13 protein-coding genes are annotated in these 16525 nt (G+C 58.7%); 2 read left to right on the top strand and 11 right to left on the bottom strand.

What is annotated here, in order from left to right; translation table 11 throughout:
* Positions 1–197 precede the first annotated feature (197 nt).
* The 11 genes from FHW96_RS22615 to FHW96_RS22565 all read right to left on the bottom strand — a co-directional run bounded on the left by FHW96_RS22615 (position 198) and on the right by FHW96_RS22565 (position 13248).
* Positions 198–1247, bottom strand: a complete 1050-nt coding sequence (locus FHW96_RS22615) for a cyclopropane-fatty-acyl-phospholipid synthase family protein (RefSeq protein ID WP_172342834.1) — start codon at positions 1245–1247, stop codon at positions 198–200.
* Between the two features lie 333 nt (positions 1248–1580).
* Positions 1581–2708 (bottom strand): polysaccharide biosynthesis/export family protein, encoded by a 1128-nt coding sequence (locus FHW96_RS22610; RefSeq protein ID WP_172342833.1) that lies wholly within the window; start codon positions 2706–2708, stop codon positions 1581–1583.
* Positions 2709–2791: 83 nt separating this feature from the next.
* The gene (locus tag FHW96_RS22605) at positions 2792–3538 is read right to left on the bottom strand and encodes an ABC transporter ATP-binding protein (protein WP_253951166.1); all 747 of its coding nucleotides are present in this window, start codon (positions 3536–3538) and stop codon (positions 2792–2794) included.
* Positions 3525–4712, bottom strand: coding sequence for a hypothetical protein (locus tag FHW96_RS22600; protein ID WP_172342832.1), 1188 nt, complete (start codon positions 4710–4712; stop codon positions 3525–3527). The genes FHW96_RS22605 and FHW96_RS22600 overlap by 14 nt, the downstream gene beginning before the upstream one ends.
* Entirely contained in the window at positions 4705–5499 is a 795-nt protein-coding gene (locus tag FHW96_RS22595) for an ABC transporter permease (protein ID WP_172342831.1), read from the bottom strand. Before FHW96_RS22595 ends, FHW96_RS22600 begins: the two co-directional genes overlap by 8 nt.
* Positions 5500–5509: 10 nt before the next feature.
* Positions 5510–6688, bottom strand: coding sequence for a hypothetical protein (locus FHW96_RS22590; protein ID WP_172342830.1), 1179 nt, complete (start codon positions 6686–6688; stop codon positions 5510–5512).
* On the bottom strand, positions 6685–8211 hold the full coding sequence (gene rfaE2 / locus FHW96_RS22585; RefSeq protein ID WP_172342829.1) for a D-glycero-beta-D-manno-heptose 1-phosphate adenylyltransferase: 1527 nt from the start codon (positions 8209–8211) through the stop codon (positions 6685–6687). The genes FHW96_RS22590 and rfaE2 overlap by 4 nt, the downstream gene beginning before the upstream one ends.
* Positions 8212–8215: 4 nt before the next feature.
* Complete coding sequence (locus FHW96_RS22580) at positions 8216–9466, bottom strand: AGE family epimerase/isomerase (protein WP_172342828.1); 1251 nt, start codon at positions 9464–9466, stop codon at positions 8216–8218.
* Complete coding sequence (locus FHW96_RS22575; protein WP_172342827.1) at positions 9460–10089, bottom strand: HAD-IIIA family hydrolase; 630 nt, start codon at positions 10087–10089, stop codon at positions 9460–9462. The genes FHW96_RS22580 and FHW96_RS22575 overlap by 7 nt, the downstream gene beginning before the upstream one ends.
* A 5-nt stretch (positions 10090–10094) precedes the next feature.
* Positions 10095–11891 (bottom strand): glycosyltransferase family 9 protein, encoded by a 1797-nt coding sequence (locus FHW96_RS22570; RefSeq protein WP_172342826.1) that lies wholly within the window; start codon positions 11889–11891, stop codon positions 10095–10097.
* Positions 11892–11940: 49 nt separating this feature from the next.
* The gene (locus FHW96_RS22565) at positions 11941–13248 is read right to left on the bottom strand and encodes a glycosyltransferase family 1 protein (protein ID WP_172342825.1); all 1308 of its coding nucleotides are present in this window, start codon (positions 13246–13248) and stop codon (positions 11941–11943) included.
* 346 nt (positions 13249–13594) lie between these two features.
* On the opposite strand from FHW96_RS22565, the gene FHW96_RS22560 reads away from it, so the two are divergent.
* Together FHW96_RS22560 and cueR are read left to right on the top strand one after the other, a co-directional pair.
* Complete coding sequence (locus FHW96_RS22560; RefSeq protein WP_172342824.1) at positions 13595–16057, top strand: heavy metal translocating P-type ATPase; 2463 nt, start codon at positions 13595–13597, stop codon at positions 16055–16057.
* Positions 16054–16509, top strand: coding sequence for a Cu(I)-responsive transcriptional regulator (cueR, locus tag FHW96_RS22555; protein ID WP_172342823.1), 456 nt, complete (start codon positions 16054–16056; stop codon positions 16507–16509). Before FHW96_RS22560 ends, cueR begins: the two co-directional genes overlap by 4 nt.
* Positions 16510–16525 lie beyond the last annotated feature (16 nt).

Raw genomic sequence — 16525 nt, 5'->3', positions numbered from 1 at the left:
CATGCTCTCGGCTGTGCCCGGCACATGACCTGCCCTGGCTGACGCCGGATAACGCGGAGATCAACCCCAGCTACACCACGCCATGGGACGCGATCTCGGCTCTAAAGTCTGCCCTTGTCTTACTTTCACTATCTGGCTTCCTATTCTGACTGCGTCGCACGACAAGATAAGGTGCACGACGCAGTCAAGAACTGTCTTTATCCCTTTTCGACGACGAGGCCGTAGCAAGTGCAAGGAAGCCCATCGATCGACAGCTTGATATGGGCGGGACATTCCCCGATCTTATTCATGCTGCTGGGTGTCTCTGCCTTATTCCATTCCCACGGCGGTATATCGATGAAGCGATCGAGCATGTCTTCGCCGATGTTAAAGGTGATCGGTTCGCAACGATGTCCGGCCTGACGAAGACGGTTGGCAAGATCCTCAAAATGCTTCTGCTGGAACAGTACTGACGGCCAGTTGTCGATCGTTGGGCCATTCTGAAAGTTGAATTCCGTCGTGTGAATCGAGACACCGCCCTTTTTGAGCGTGCTCATCGAGTTCAGTATGAATTGCAGGCCTTTCTCGATCGATCCGATATGTTCGAAAGCGCAAACCGACCAACAGAAGTCAAAGTCGCGCAGGCTTTCGGGAATGGCATTCATATCGACATATTCAAGTGAGACGTGCCGATCGAAGTCTGCCCGGGTTACCAGATTTGGCTGGCATATCTTTTCAAGATTGTCGGTGTGTTGCGCTGTGTTTCGCCAGTTTACAGCATCCACATGATCGGGCGGAAGGTCGGTGGCAACCACGTCCACCCCTTTGGATGCCAGATAGCTGGGAATGGGTTCCTCGCCACAGCCAAAGCCCAGGCCGCGCATACCGGGCGCTATTTTGCCATGGTACCACAAGCAATGCAGCACATAAGACAATTCCCAAAGCTTGCGGTGGTATAACGGCCTGACTTGAAGTTCGTTGCACCAATAGGCAGCCCAGTCGCTTTCGATGTCCGCCTGAGTGGAAGCGCGCCACCCCAGATTCGCGCGTGGCGGTGCCGCAGGGATGTCACTCATACGGCTTGAACCGAGATGACGCGCAATGTCATATCCCATGTTTTTGATATTCAAGCGCATAATACCGATATCGCGAATGAATTCCCAAAGGGGCTCGGTGTTTGGGTTGCCGTTGGATGGGTCGACCCAGCGCATGAACTGGCGCAAGTGCTCCTGAATTTCGACCGACGGGTTGCGGTTGTCTTTACTCATTTCGTAGCCCCTTTTAATCCATCCATTCGGCTTGATTGTATTTTAAATATTTCATTTTCGCCTTTTTGAGGTGCTCTCACACAGGCAGAATATTTTGGGACTTCAGGTCGATAGGCTGCATCGAGCAGGTTCTCCAATATCTTGGCCTCTGGGGTCATAGGGCTACGGATTACCTCTTTTACTATCACGCAGAAACCGCCCCACCTGCAGCATCCGCGCTCCAGGATCGGCTTTGAATCCCGGGACGCTGGCGCATGAAAACCATAGGCTTCCTCAAGTCAGCATGATTTCTTCCTATCCGATATTTGCAGATGACCCATGGAAATCAGGCGTTCAATACGTAGCCTGCCTTGCCACCGCAATCGGACTAAACACTTGGCCGATGATCTGAAGCAGCTTGCTGGGCTGGTTGGTTTCGGCGCCGCCGACATAGACTACGTCCTTGTCTTGCAACCAGAAACGTTGCGCCAACAGATAAGATTTCGGCACTTTCATATTGATGTGATAGACAACCGCTCGCTCTGGTCCGGGTGCGCCCCCGCCTGTTGCGGGCTCTGAAACGAAGCGGAACACGAACACCGCTGCCGGATTTGCCACATACTCATTGGGGCCGCCGGCCTGCGCCAACGCCTCGACCAGCGAGACCCGTCGCAGCGGCAAGTCGTATCGGCTGGCCCGATTAGCGCTACCGAGCACCGAATAGCTCCACGGCAGACGGACAAGCTGGACCCGGTCACCAGGCTCCATCACAGTTCCGCCGAAGTTTTCATAAGTCAGTTTTTCCAGCGGCCCCTCGCTCACCAAACCGTGTCGGTCAACGCGGGCCAGCAGTGTTTCAGGAGCGCCGCGCGGCCCCCCGGCAAGCGAGATGACGTCGAGGAGTTTTTCCTGTGCACCCGACAATGCCACGCGACCGGTACGGGTAATTTCGCCGCTGACCATGACGCTGCTGCCATTGGCCGCGTCCAGCCGGACGATGATCTGCGGGTGTTCGGAAATGGTTCGCAGCTTTTGCTCTATCGCGAAAGCGAGCTGCTGCGGAGTAAGACCGGCAGCGTGCATCTCGCCAGTGTAGGGAAGGCGCACAAGACCGTCGCGATCAATCGCGATCGGGCCCACCGTGGTTGCCCTGGCATTGGCATCGGGGGTGGTTTGCAAACCTGTCGACGACGAGAACAATCTCGCCCCCACCTCGTAATACACTACACTTATTGCATCGCCGGCGGCAAGCACCGTTGCGCCGGGGCGCGGGCTGGGAGGCAATGGTGAGAATTGTGCCATCTCCGGAGGGGAGGGCAGCGCGCTTTCGCTATCAACCTCATGCAGGATGAAACTGCCATTGCGGCTGTCGCGAATAATGCGGTGACCTGCAGGTCCCGACTGGGGCAGTGCCGCACAGCCGCCTAGCAACATGAGACTGGCGACCATGGTCAGCGGGGCGAGTTTGATCGGAGACATCATGCTAATCCGGCCTCCTTTGCCGGGTTCTGCGCAATTATCACTTGGCTGCACGTGCGTTGAAAAGGGGGCAGGGCGCTCATCGTTCATAATGTATTGTAAATATTGATGGCGAGATCGAGGTCGGAGAATTCACGGCTGTGGCCGTTCTTCAGCACCAGCGCCGAACTGCAGAACTCACGAATGATCCCTGTGTCATGACTGACCAGAATCATGGCTGAGTCGCGCCTGTCGTGAAAGAGCGCATCGTGACATTTCTGATGGAAGCGCGCGTCGCCAACGGAAATCACCTCGTCGATCAGATAGCAATCGAAATCGATGGCCAACGTCAGAGCAAAGGCGAGTCGCGCCCGCATGCCGGAGGAATAATATTTCACAGGAAGCAGCAGATTTTTGCCGAGCTCCGCAAAATCGTCCACCCACTCGATGATTTCATTGATGGGTTGCCGGTAAATCCGCGCGATGAAACGGATATTATCCAGGCCCGTCATCGACGCCTCGAAACCACCGCCGAATGCCAGTGGCCAAGACATCGACATTCCGCGTGAAATCAGTCCCTTGGTCGGTCGCTCAACCCCACCGATGATCTTCACCAAGGTCGACTTGCCCGCGCCATTGCGTCCCAAGACAGCCAACTTTTGTCCAGGTCGGACGGTAAAGTCGATGTCGGTGAGCACGGTTTTTGGCCCGGTCTGGGTCTCATACACCTTATAGATGTGGGAGACGGTAATGGCGCCTGCATCCCGCCGCCTGATCAAGTTGTGACGCGAAGAGGCGCTTTCGTCAGCTACCGCAAGCGGAGGCGAAATCGGCGTGAGCTTATTCATCGGCATCGAACAGCAATTCGGAAAGCGAGCGGAAGATCCAAAGCAAGGCAAGCGTGAGCAAAGCCACCATGAGGATATTGCGGCCTCGACGCGGATATAATGGTTCATCCGGACGGTTAGGTTTGGAAATCCATTCAAGATATAGGCGGTTGCGGTCGGCAGTTGTGCGTGTGTTGGCCAGGGCAAGGCTGGCGCCCAACAACCGCTTTTCAGCGACGGCACGGGCAACATCGAGTTCTTCATTGGCCTGAATACGGTCGGCCAGCGAGCCATGGCCCCCGGTCATCGCGGCACTCTGCCGGGCCAGCTCGCGCTGGATCGCGGCGCGGCGCGATTGCATTTGGGTGAGCCCGGGATTGCCGGGGGTGCTGCGTTGCGTCTCGGCAATCTGTACGTCGATTTCGGCAAGGTCGGCCGCGATGCTCGAGGTCAGGCTCACGGCCGCCCCCGACTGGAGCTTAGGATCAATCACATGTCCGCTGTTGCGGGCTTGGGTAAGCTGAACAAGCACTCGGACGAGATCGGCGCGCGCAGCAGCAACTTCTTTTTCCGCAGTGACGGTCATTCCGCTCCGGGCACGGTCGTTCAAGGCGTTGATCTTGTCCTCGCAGGCGCGTCGCATTCGTTCCGCCAGCTCTCGGGCATCATCCGGTTTGAAAGCCTGCACTTCTACGTAGCTGATATTGGCCTTTTCGTCGTATTCGGCGTCCAGATAGCTTTGAAAGTGGCGGAAGAGGTGTTCTGCACCGTTTCCAGCAAATATCGAGGGGTAGGCCGAAAACATATCGACACCAGGCGCGGCAAAAATGCGTGTTACAAGGCCGTCGCTGTTGATCTGGGAGAGCAGATCGCGGGAGGACAGATAGGTTATAATGGCTTGGCTATTGTCCGAACTTTCTCCATTGGCCGAGAAATTCATGAAGCTGAAGCGGTCGCGCGCCGGTGTGGCCGAACGCACCACATAGCTGAATTCCGAAGCGTAGCGGGGCGCTGCGATCAGAAAATTATAAATAGCAGTGACGCTGACGATCACCAGAAAAACGGTAAGCAGGATGCGGTCGCGCTTCTGACGCGAAGTGAGCGCGATGCTCACCGGATCGTCATAAGATTCGACCTGAACCAGCTTGCCAGTTTTTGCCGCGGTGTCTGAAGAGGGGGATCCACGCAACATATTATTCAAGCTCGATATGGCGTTGTGCCTTGAGCACAAGCAGCCAGCCAACCGCATTCACGGCAATTGTCCAGATGGCAAGATACGGCCAATTCCATGTCGTAGGCACTTCGGCCCCGAAATAGCCGGCCCGGAACATTTCGCTGGCATTGACGAGAGGCGACCACATGACGATCTGTCGCGCCGATGGCGGCAGCCAATAGACCATGTAAAAGGCCCCGGTCAGCGGCAGGATGAGATACATAATAGGTTGAATGACCCGTTCGAAAGCGTCGGAGAAATGGGCCAGCGCCGACAGGATCATCGCCACGCCGAAAGAAAAGAGACACAGTAGCGACCAGCCACTCAGCAGCAGAAGATAATCGTCGACCGGCTCGATCACATCCAGAAGTCGCAAGGGCAGATAGGCCACAAAAAAAGCGATGAGGGTGCCTACCGATTCAAGCAGGCCTCGTGCGACAAGGATGTCGGCCGGACGCACCTGACGGTGAAACAGCAGGCCCGATCCATGACGGAATGCGTGGAGGAAGCGCGAATTCATGTGCCGCCAGACCGTTATGAACGTGTAACCGGTGAGCACGAGGGGGATCACTCGTACTCCGTGGTTTCTTTCGCCATAAACGGTCGACCAGGAGATCATCACCCCCAGCGTCAGCAGCAAAGGTTCCAGCACCTGCCACAGGAAACCGATGTTGCGGTGGCCGAAACGAGCCATCAACTCGCGAATCAACAACGCATTGATGGTTCGTGCCTTGCGCTCAAACCGATCCTGCAAAAATGTTGTGCCTGCGCTCATGCCCACACCCTTACGACATATTCAGGTGTTCACGACCGCCGGACAGCAGAAGGTAAATGCTGAGGAAGGCCCAGAACGACAGAAGTGCGACCGTAAACATATAACGCAACCGGCGAGGTTCCACCGGTGTGTCGGGCAAATTGGGATCGGTGATCTGCTCGATGAAGATTTGCTGGCGATTGGCTTCGTCGATCGCGGTATCAAGCTGCTTGATCGCTGCTTCATAGAGCTTTTCGGTCAATTCGCGCTCGACAAGCTGCTGCTCATAGCCGCTGACCTTGCCCGACAGGGCATCCCCATTGCCGGTCAGCTTGGCCGACTGCGCGGCAATCTCGCGGTTGAGTGCCCCAAGCCGTCGGCGCAAAGCCGGGATCGCGGGATTACCTGGCGCCCGCGCGACCATGCCTGCAAGTTCGGCGTCGATCCGGGTCCGTTCAGCCTCAAGCATCGATTTCTGGCGAACGTCGGCCTCTGCCGTGGCTTCGGGCAACACTAGTCCGGCGCTGTCACGATAGCGGGTAAGCGCGACATTGGCCTGCGAGAGTTGCAGGGCCGCCGAGGCAGCTTCGCGTCTGGCCGCAGCCAATCGGTCAGCGCGCGCGCGATTGTTCATCGCATTGACCTTGGCTTCGCTCAGTTGCACGATCTTCATCGCCACCGCGTGGGCATCCGACGCACGATATGCGGTGACGCGCACCGTCGTAATACCCGTTTCGAGGTTTTTTTCCACCTTCACACGTGATTTATAATGGCGGTACAGCATTTCGTCATTGTCGTTGTTGAACGGACCCGCGCCATAGCGGCTGATGAAATCGGCACCGGCGGGGCTCCATACCTTACGGAGGTCGATTGTAGCCGATATGGCATGCATCGCATCGCGCGAAATAATATAATCCTGCACCGCATAGGCATCGTCATTGGCCCGATTGATGCCAATATCCTGCAGATAGGCAGCAGCGCCTTCCGCCGACGACTTCTGAGCCGAACGCACCACGAACTGGGTTTCAGATACATAGCAATCCGACGCCACCAGCCCGAAATAGATCGAGGCCAGCAGGGTGGGGAAAATAAACACCGCAACGAACACCGTCAGTGCGTAATGCCGCGACATCCATTGGAACAGGCCACCGCGCCGCGGAAGCGCCATGCGCGACACTCCTGAAATAGTAGGGCTGCCCAGATCGCTCATCTGCCAAAGCCAGTAAATGCAGGTGTATTGGTGCGCGCAGAGGGCGTTGTTTCGTCGCCGTTCAAGCTCGAGCGGATTCGCTCGACAGCGTTTGTGGTCGAGCAACCGGGCACCAACTCGATAAGGTGTACGCGTCCACCCGCCTCGCGTACCTCTTTGGCGCCGACGACCCGGTCCTCGGTATAATCCGCTCCTTTAATAAGGTCGGTAGGCTTAAGCTTTGCAATCAGCTCTGCAGGCGTATCCTCGTCAAAAATGACAACCAGATCGACCGCCCCGATCGCCGCCAGCACTTCGGCGCGCGAACTTTCTGCCTGGACTGGGCGGGTTGGCCCCTTGAGTCGGCGGACCGACGCGTCGGAATTTAGCCCCACGACCAGATGATCGCACCTGGCGCGGGCTTCGCGCAACAATTGGATATGGCCGGCATGAACGATGTCGAAACAACCGTTCGTAAATCCCACGCGCAGCCCTTCTGCCTTCCAGAGCGCGATGCGCCGGGCTGCTTCGTCGCGGTTTGCGATAGGGTTGAAAGGTGTGATGTCGACATCGGCAACGGCATCGGCCAGTTCCGTCCGGGTAAGCGTGGCCGTACCCAGTTTGCGCACCACGGCGCCCGCGCCAGCGTTGGCGAGCATGGCCGCTTCGGCCATTTCGTAGCCTGATGCCAGGGCCGCGCAAAATATTGATAATGCAGTATCGCCCGCGCCGGACACATCGGCAACCTCGCTGGCTGTTGCCACAAAATGCCGCATCGCCTCGCCCTGCCGAAACAATGCCATTCCTTCCTCGGCCAGGGTCAAAAGGATCGCCGCGCCTGTTGCGGCCATGGCCTGTTCCGCTGCCCGCTGGTTCGAGGTAAAGTCTCGACTTTCGTGTGCGATAAAGGCCGCCAACTCGCTACGATTGGGCTTGATGACGCTGGCGCCAGCATAGACGGTAAGATCGCGACGCTTGGGATCAACCACTACCGGCACGCCCCGCGCGTTGCATGCGTCGATTATATGCCTCAGCACGCGATCACTCAGCAGACCTTTAGCATAGTCCGAAATCGCTACCGCGTTATAATTTTCTAAGGCTGCGTCGAAGCGTGCAAGGATCTCATCTTCGACAGCAGAGTCGAACCGGGCGGTATTCTCCTCGTCACAACGCAGCAACTGGTGTCCGCCGCTGATGTAACGGGTTTTGACAATCGTGGAGCGGCCCGGGGCGACAATGATCATTTCGGGGGCCACCCCCAGTTGCGCGGCCATTGTTCGGCACAGGCGTCCGGCCTCGTCATCGCCAACCACCGCGATCAACCCGGCGACGCAATCGAGCTCGCGGATATTTGCAAGAACATTACCCGCTCCGCCCAACATGCGAGACACGCGCTTGAGGTGAAGAACAGGCACGGGCGCTTCGGGTGAGATCCGCGAGACATCGCCGTAGCAAAAGTGATCGAGCATGATATCGCCGATGACCAGCAGGCGAGCGTCGTCGAAAGCGATCCGTTGGGAAGAGATCGGTGCGGGAACGGTCATTGTCTTAACTCCCCACGATCTTGCCGTGTGTGAGAGGGCTGGCTTGGTTGGCTGACTGCTTGGCATCATGCGCGCCAGTAAACCGGAGAAACTCAGAAAAAGCGAAAACAATGTGATAGAGGCTCGAGGCGGGGACGTGATCGCACTTTGGCGTGATGCCGTCGGCATCGAGATAGTCAATCCACCATCCCTGCCGCAGATCTGAGGCGGGCCCAGATGCAGGCGGGGTGAGGTAGCGGTCGAAAATCCGCTCAACATTTTGGTCAATGGCCGCATCGGGCACACTTCCCCGCCTCTCGCACATAGCCACTTGCGCTTTCAGATATTCGGTGTTGGGCCAAAGCCGCAGGCCGGGAAACATCAAACTGCCATCGGGCCGAACAGCATCGACAATCAGTCCCGTCGCGGCGTCGTGGCCATGGCTTTGTGCAAAGGCAAAAAGCTGGTCTGCCATTTCGAGCGCTGATGTGCCTGATCGCAGTGCGGCGTAGCGGTTCAGCAGCCAAACCCATTCATATTGATGACCAGGTTCGATTCTGATCGCGTTCCCGTCCGATGTGGTGCCAATTGCTTTCCAATCATCGTCGAACACTTCGGCCAGAGTTGAGGTTGTGGGATCGAACAGGCGTTCACTGGCCAGCGCAAACAGGCTGTCGGCAAGCTCCATAAAGGTATCGCGCCCGCTAAAATCGGCAAGCATGATGGCCGCCTCGAACAGATGCATATGCGGGTTCTGAGTGTGGCCGGTGGGCTCGCCAAGCCGCGAGACGAAGCCTTTGCCTGATGGACTGCGCATCACGGCGTTGAGCCGTGCAATGGACCGCTCCGCGATGACAAGACATTGGCTGTCGCCCGAAAGGCGGTACCACCACGACAGCGCGAACAGCCCGAAGGCGATGTCGTAGAGGTCGGGTGTGGCATCCAGAGCCTGGCCATCAGGCGAGAGGCGGCAGAGAAACTGGCCGTCAGGTGCCATCGCGTGTCGAATAAACGCAGTGGCGGCTGCAGGCGCGAGGCTGGCGGCGGTTTCATTGCCCAATAGCGCCGCCTGGCACAGCACATAGGTCTGGCGGGCCATAACCCTCACCCGGCGAAAGCCGGGTTCCATATTGCGGCCCTGCCAGTCAAAGCGCTCAATGAAGGGAATAGCCGAGTTATTGAAGTCCAGCATTGCCCCGTAATCGAGGCTGGCCAGCCAGTGCGAAATTTTCTGGTTGGATTGCAGGTCTTGCAGGCGGTGCGTCGTGATCAGCATGGATCTGTTTTCACCATAGGTTGGATCTGTGCGAGCGTAGGCATCAATTCGATCGCGAGCGCATTGTCAGAAGCGAAGGCGCAGACGGCTGCGCGCTCTGTCATGCCATGACCGGTCCCGACATGAACAAGCCGACCGATACCGGCGGCGGCGGCGGCCCGCATATCGCTTAGACTGTCCCCAACCATCACCGAGCGGGCAAGATCTACCGCGAAACGATGCCGGGCATCAAGAAACATCCCAGGTTCCGGTTTGCGAGAGCTGTGCGGGATACCGAATGGACCGGTCGCTTGGGGATGATAGGGGCTGGCATAGACCAGATCGGCGGCGGAAGTCCCCAGAAGCTGCTGCAGGCGATTTTCGACCCCGCGATATTGTTCAGGGGTGCAAAGGCCACGGGCAATACCGGACTGGTTGGTCACGATGATGATTGCAAATCCGGCCAGGCGGAACTGGCGCAAGGCTTCCTCCGTCCCTTCGATGATTCGGATCTGCTCTGGATCGGCCAAGTAAGGCACGTTTTCAATCAGGGTTCCATCACGATCAAGGAACAGCGCCGGCTGGCCGGCATGCGGCACATGGTTCACGTGCAGCCATTCATCAGGATGCATTTGAGCGCTCATCCGCCTTACTTACCGATCGCCATCGCCACCGCTTCGACAATCTCGTCCGGATCGAGCGCCGACATGCAGGGACTGATAGAGTTGGCCGAAACAAGAGTCGCCTTGCTAAGGCTGCGCCATGAGGCACCATCTTCGGCGGCGGCCCGCAATTCGGTCAATGCGCAAGGCGAATCTTCATTGCGCCAGCAGGGCACGCAGGCAAACTGATCGGGCTTTGCCAGAACCACCGGTTGACGATGGTGCCTTGTCAGCGGCTTCCCATCGGTCGGCCCGAAAAGGCCGATAACCGGGTAATCATGGGCAGCGGCGGCATGCAGAAAGGCACTGTCTACCGTCACCATGGCGTTTACCCGTCCGGCAAGCGCGAGCGAGCGTTCGAGCGACAGGCCGGCTGTGGAGGCAATTCCGGGCCCTGAGGGCAGCCCGGCGTCGACGTGATGAAAGATCAGCACGTCGAATTTTTCCGCCAGTTGGCTGATGACTTGATGGATTTTGGGGTAATCTTTGTAGCTGTCGCGCGAATAGGGGGCCACGCCCACCACAGGCCTATCGCCGATAGCTTTCTCTGCAAGGAACTCGGAGCAAAACGCGGCATCGTCGGCTTGTTCAAGGCGATTGATCCGCCACCCTTGCCGCTGGAGCATGTGACGCGAGATGCCCATTGCTTTCGCAAACACTTCAACGCGACCGCGCCGGATGAAGGGCCGTGCCCCACTTTCATAGCGACTGGCGGGACAATTGCCCAGGTTCACGAAATGGCGATAGCTGGCGATGTCGATGGCGGGGCCGTTGATATCGAGCAGGCGGATATGGGGATTGCCCTTAAAGACCGCGTGAAACTTTCGCGGGATCGCAAAGTCGACTGGCGCTTTCTGTTTGGCGGCCAACGCCTCCAGACCTGGTGTCATCATGAGCAGATCACCAATGCCGCCCATGGCGCGCGTAACAAGTGTTGTCCCGCGCTTATTCATTTTCAGGGAGTAGGGCGAACGCAAAGTATTGCGTGATGCATTGGCAGCATAACACAACCCCAGGATGAGGCGCCACATCTGCCACGATAAAAACGAACTTACCATTCTTGGGATTGCACCCTGGATTCGCGCGTTTTTAAGCAATCGCCGAGAAGCCAGACGGATAAGACGCGCACGCAGCGTAAGAGGCTCTCGGGCATCGCGGCCCAGCCCGACATAGGGCGCCAGCCGCGGGCCCAGCCTCATGGCTTTGAGGGAGCGCGAATTGGCCGCAAGCCATTGACCGAGCGCGATGAAGGAAATCTCGCAGCTATCAAATGTACCAAGTCGTAATTGGGCCTGGGCATAAAGTTCGGCTAGATCGAGAATATGATCGATCGAATCGAGCGCATAGGGGCGGGCCACCCACTTGCCGACCACATCGAGCACGCGCTGACTTTCACCTTGAAACAGCAATACTTTTCCGTGCAGGACGAGCGCGGCCGAAGCCTCGGAAGGGTATACCTTGGCGCAATGTTCGGTGAATTCGCCAATGATCCGTTCAAAGCGGTCAATGATGCGTGCCTCGCCGGTGCGAAACTGCGATTTGGTGGCCTCAAATATTTCTTCCAGCCCTTGAGTGATTACCGTGCAATCACGTGGACGCATCATGGGCTGGCCGGATTGCGTCTGTCCCAGATTCCCTAAAGAGGCAACAAGCGTCTCAATTTTTCTAAAATTCTCGAATTTTTCTTTGTCGAGAAATTCTGCAAAAAAATCATGAAGTAGCACAGATGAGTCCGTTTCAGCCTCCCCGGATTTACCAGCATATTTATTGCAGAATTGAGACATGAGCCGAACCTAAAAAATTTTCTCTAATACGACAGCGGGTAATGCACTGTTACGCGGCGCCAGAACGCGACGCCGAAGCAATGGTATCACTGATGGCGATGGAATTGCCGATGTATTTGCGAGGCATAGCCACAGTCGGTCGCAGCGCTTCCAGCCACGTGTCAATCTTGACAAGATGCTCTTCCCAAGTCGGCGCACGAAAGCTGTGCATGGCCTTGAGCTGGCGCCGGCGTTCCGGGCAATCCTTCATGAAATCCGTGACCATGTTCGCCCAGCCGCGAGCGTCGAGCGGGTCGATCAAAGTCGGGATTCCCTGTCCAATTTCGCGAAAGGTGGGGATGTCGCTGGCAATAACCGGCGTGCCCAGTTCAAGGGCTTCTACAAGAGGCAAGCCGAAGCCTTCTGCGAAAGACGGAAACAGCAGTGCGCGGGCACCGGCTACCCAATCTCCCAATTCAACATCCGGGCAGCGCGGCACAACAGCCACGCGCGACCTGATGACGTCGCACTGCTCGAGCATGTTCTGCACATGCCAGGATTGCGCGCCCTTTTGGCCAATGATCTTGAGATGCGGCGCAGCAGCCCCCATGCGCTCGACCAGTTGCCGCCATATCTGGAGCAGCATGAAGTGGTTTTTACGCCCCTCCATAGTACTGACAAACACAAAGTAGTTTTCGGGCCGAGATATATTGGAGGCACCCTTGATCAGTTTCGCGCCCGCTAGCCAGTTGCCCATTACCGACGGCAGTCGATGCCCGCCTTCCTTCGCATAGGTTTGAATTTCGTGTGCGGTGCTGTCTGAATTGGCGATGATGCCCATTGCATGACCCAAGGCATTCTTGAGTCGGCGGGCGTGCCGCTTGCTGGCATAAGGGGTGCAATATTCAGCGTGGCTTATAGGGATAAGATCATGGATCATGTAAATCGGGTTCAGCTCGCAATCGCGAACCCAATCCGCAAGGTCTGCGCGATCCAGATCCGTATGGGCGAGGTTGAGGTAAAACGCTCCGTTGCACTTGGTTCGCCGCGCGCCAGGCGGGATCGCTCGGAGCGCGAGCCAGAGTGCTTTCCGGCGATAATCCTTTCCAGGATTAAGCAATAAATTAAATAATTCTTGTGAATGCCGCGCAGAGAAAATGCGACGCACACCCATAAATTGAACTACTGCTCGGGCTTCATGGCGATAGCGAAGAAGATAAGCGTAACAAACCCTGTCGATACCTGTGGCAGGAAGGCCACTCCAGCGATGTGCGACAAGTCGGGTCACGTCCAGTGCAATGCGGAAAGATACATAAGAATCCGACACTGCTTCACCTTCCGTCGAAACTGATTCTGAAAAAAAATTCGTTTGCAGCATCGAAATCGCCCAACGACATTGCAGCTCGCACCCTTCTTTTTGAGCACATTCAACGCATATGAAACACCCATAAGGTAACTTATGCTACCGCACAATAGCCCGCTGCTTTCAATCGCATTTCTGAAAATACAATCGTTACAGCGCGTAAACCCTGTGTCTTTTGTTAGACAAATGGGGTTACTTTGGTACGCGAACCATCCAGGTTATTCCGGAACTTCCATGTCTGAGAGGCCGGAGCCGGGATGAGCCAAATGAGGGAAAATCTGCGCCATTCCCCCTTGACCTTCCCATGATGGCAAGCCCCATCTTCACGCCAGAACCTGTTTTTCAGCGTGAGCTATCCGTCATGAACCAGCCTTCGAGCCAACCCGCTGCCGATACCACACGGCGCCATATTGCCATTGAGGGCATGAATTGCGCCTCCTGCGTGGGGCGGGTGGAAAGGGCGCTGGGCAAGGTTGCCGGGGTGCGTTCGGTCAGCGTCAATCTGGCGACGGCGGGGGCTGATATTGTGGCCGATGCCGGAGTGGGCCATGGCCTCATCGCCCGTGCGGTCGAGGAGGCGGGCTATCACATTCCCTCCGTCTCGCTGGAACTGGCCATTGAGGGCATGAGCTGCGCCTCCTGCGTGGGCCGGGTCGAGCGAGCGCTGCTGGCGGTGCCGGGGGTTGCGGCGGCGGCGGTCAATCTGGCCAACGGGCGGGCGCATGTGCGCGCCAGCGCCCCGGTCGAGGATCTGATCGCGGCGGTGGCCGGGGCGGGCTATCAGGCGCGCGAATATCGCGGCGCGGCCGCGCGCGACGAGGCGCAGGACCGCCGCGAGGCCGAGGCGCAGGAATTAAAACGCGATTTCCTGCTGGCTCTGGTGCTGGCCCTGCCGGTGTTCGTGCTGGAAATGGGGTCGCATCTGATCCCGGGCGTGCATGATCTGATCCACCGCACCATCGGTATGCAGAACAATTGGTATCTCCAATGCGCGCTGACCACGCTGGTACTGGTTTTTCCGGGGCGGCGTTTCTATCGCCATGGCATTCCGGCGCTGCTGCGGATGGCGCCTGATATGCATTCGCTGGTCGCGGTGGGCACGCTGGCGGCTTATGCCTTTTCGCTGGTGGCCACTTTCGCGCCCGCGCTGCTGCCGCCGGGCACGGTCAATGTCTATTACGAGGCCGCCTCGGTCATTGTTGCGCTGATCCTGCTGGGCCGGATGCTGGAGGCGCGGGCCAAGGGGCGTACGTCCGAGGCCATCCAAAGGCTGGTGCGGCTTCAGCCCCGAACCGTGCGGGTGCGCGGCGGCGGAGAAGTCGCCATCGATGATGTCATCGCGGGCGACATCATCGAGATCCGCCCTGGTGAGCGCATCCCCGTCGATGGCGAGGTGATCGAGGGCGAGAGTTTCGTTGACGAGGCAATGATCACCGGCGAACCGATCCCTGTCGCCAAGACCATCGGCAGCTTGCTTGTGGGCGGCACGGTCAACCAGCAGGGCGCGCTGGCTTTTCGCGCGACGGCGGTGGGGGGCGATACGGTGCTTGCCCAGATCATCGCCATGGTCGAGGCGGCGCAGGGGTCCAAACTGCCAATTCAGGCGGTGGTGGACCGGATCACCCTGTGGTTCGTTCCGGCGGTGATGGCGGCGGCCGCGCTGACCTTTGCGGGCTGGCTGGCGTTTGGGCCGTCCCATGCTCTGGGTCTGGCGCTGGTCAATGCGGTGGCGGTGCTGATCATCGCCTGCCCCTGCGCGATGGGGTTGGCCACGCCCACGGCGATCATGGTCGGCACCGGGCGCGCGGCGGAAATGGGCGTCCTGTTTCGCCGGGGCGAGGCGCTGCAAATGCTGCGCGAGGCCAAGGTGATCGCGCTGGACAAGACCGGCACGCTGACGCTGGGGCATCCGGTGCTGACCGATCTGCATCTGGCTGAAGGGTTCGAGAGGGGCGCGGTGCTTGGCGCCATTGCGGCGGTTGAGGAACGTTCCGAACACCCCATCGCCCGCGCGATTGTTGCTGCGGCGCAGGACGAAGGGCTGAACTCGGGCGCGGCGGGCGATTTTACCGCCATCCCTGGTATGGGCGCGCGCGGGGTGGTCGATGGTCATGATGTGGCCGTTGGCGCGGATCGCTATATGGAAAGTCTGGGGCTGAACACCGCGCCCTTTGCCGAAACGGCGGCGCGGCTGGGCGCGGAGGGCAAGACCCCGCTCTACGCCGCCATCGACGGCACGCTGGCGGCGGTGATCGCGGTGTCCGATCCGGTCAAGCCGGGGACGCCCGAGGCGATTGCGGGTTTTCATGCGCTGGGGTTGAAAGTGGCGATGATTACCGGCGACCATCAGGCCACCGCCGATGCCATCGCTGCTCGTCTGGGCATTGAGGAGGTGGTGGCGCAGGTCATGCCCGAGGGCAAAGTGGAGGCGGTGCGCCGGTTGCAGGGGCAATATGGCCGCCTTGCCTATGTGGGCGACGGGATCAACGATGCGCCCGCGCTGGCGCAGGCCGATGTGGGCGTGGCGGTGGGCACGGGCACCGATATCGCCATCGAGGCGGCCGATGTTGTGCTGATGTCGGGCCATCTGGGCGCGGTGGGCGATGGCATCGCGCTGTCCCGCGCGACGATGGGGGTGATCGGGCAGAACCTGTTCTGGGCCTTTGCCTATAATGTCGCGCTGATCCCGGTGGCGGCAGGCGTGCTTTATCCCGTGCTGCTCTCGCCGGTGTTTGCGGCGGGCGCGATGGCGATGTCCTCGGTCTTTGTGCTGGGCAATTCGCTGCGCTTGCGGCAATTTCGCGCGAAGGGAGGCGCACGATGAATATTGGCGAGGCGGCAAAGGCATCGGGCGTTTCGGCCAAGATGATCCGTTACTATGAGGCGACCGGACTGATCCCCAAGGCCGAGCGGCGCACATCGGGATACCGCGATTACTCGCCCGCCGATGTCCACAACCTGCGCTTTATCCGCCGCGCGCGCGACATGGGCTTTGCCGTGGCGGAGATCCACGAATTGCTGGGCCTGTGGCGGGACCGTTCGCGCCACAGCGCGGACGTCAAACGCATCGCGGCGGCCCATGTCGAGGAATTGAGCGTGCGCATCGCCGCGATGGAGGAAATGCGCAGCACGCTTCAGACCCTGATCGGGTGCTGCGCGGGGGATGATCGGCCCGATTGCCCGATTCTGGCCGATCTGGAGGAGCCGGGGGTTGCGGTTCGCCCCGATGCTCAGGCCCGGCTGCGCGAGAGGGCGATTGCCAACCGGCGCGGATAGGGCGATTTCCTTTTCC

The organism is Novosphingobium sp. SG751A (genome assembly GCF_013149295.1).
Classification (GTDB): Bacteria; Pseudomonadota; Alphaproteobacteria; order Sphingomonadales; family Sphingomonadaceae; genus Novosphingobium.
The sequence above is the reverse complement of the archived record's forward strand: the minus strand, read 5'-3'. Positions and strand labels throughout refer to the sequence as shown.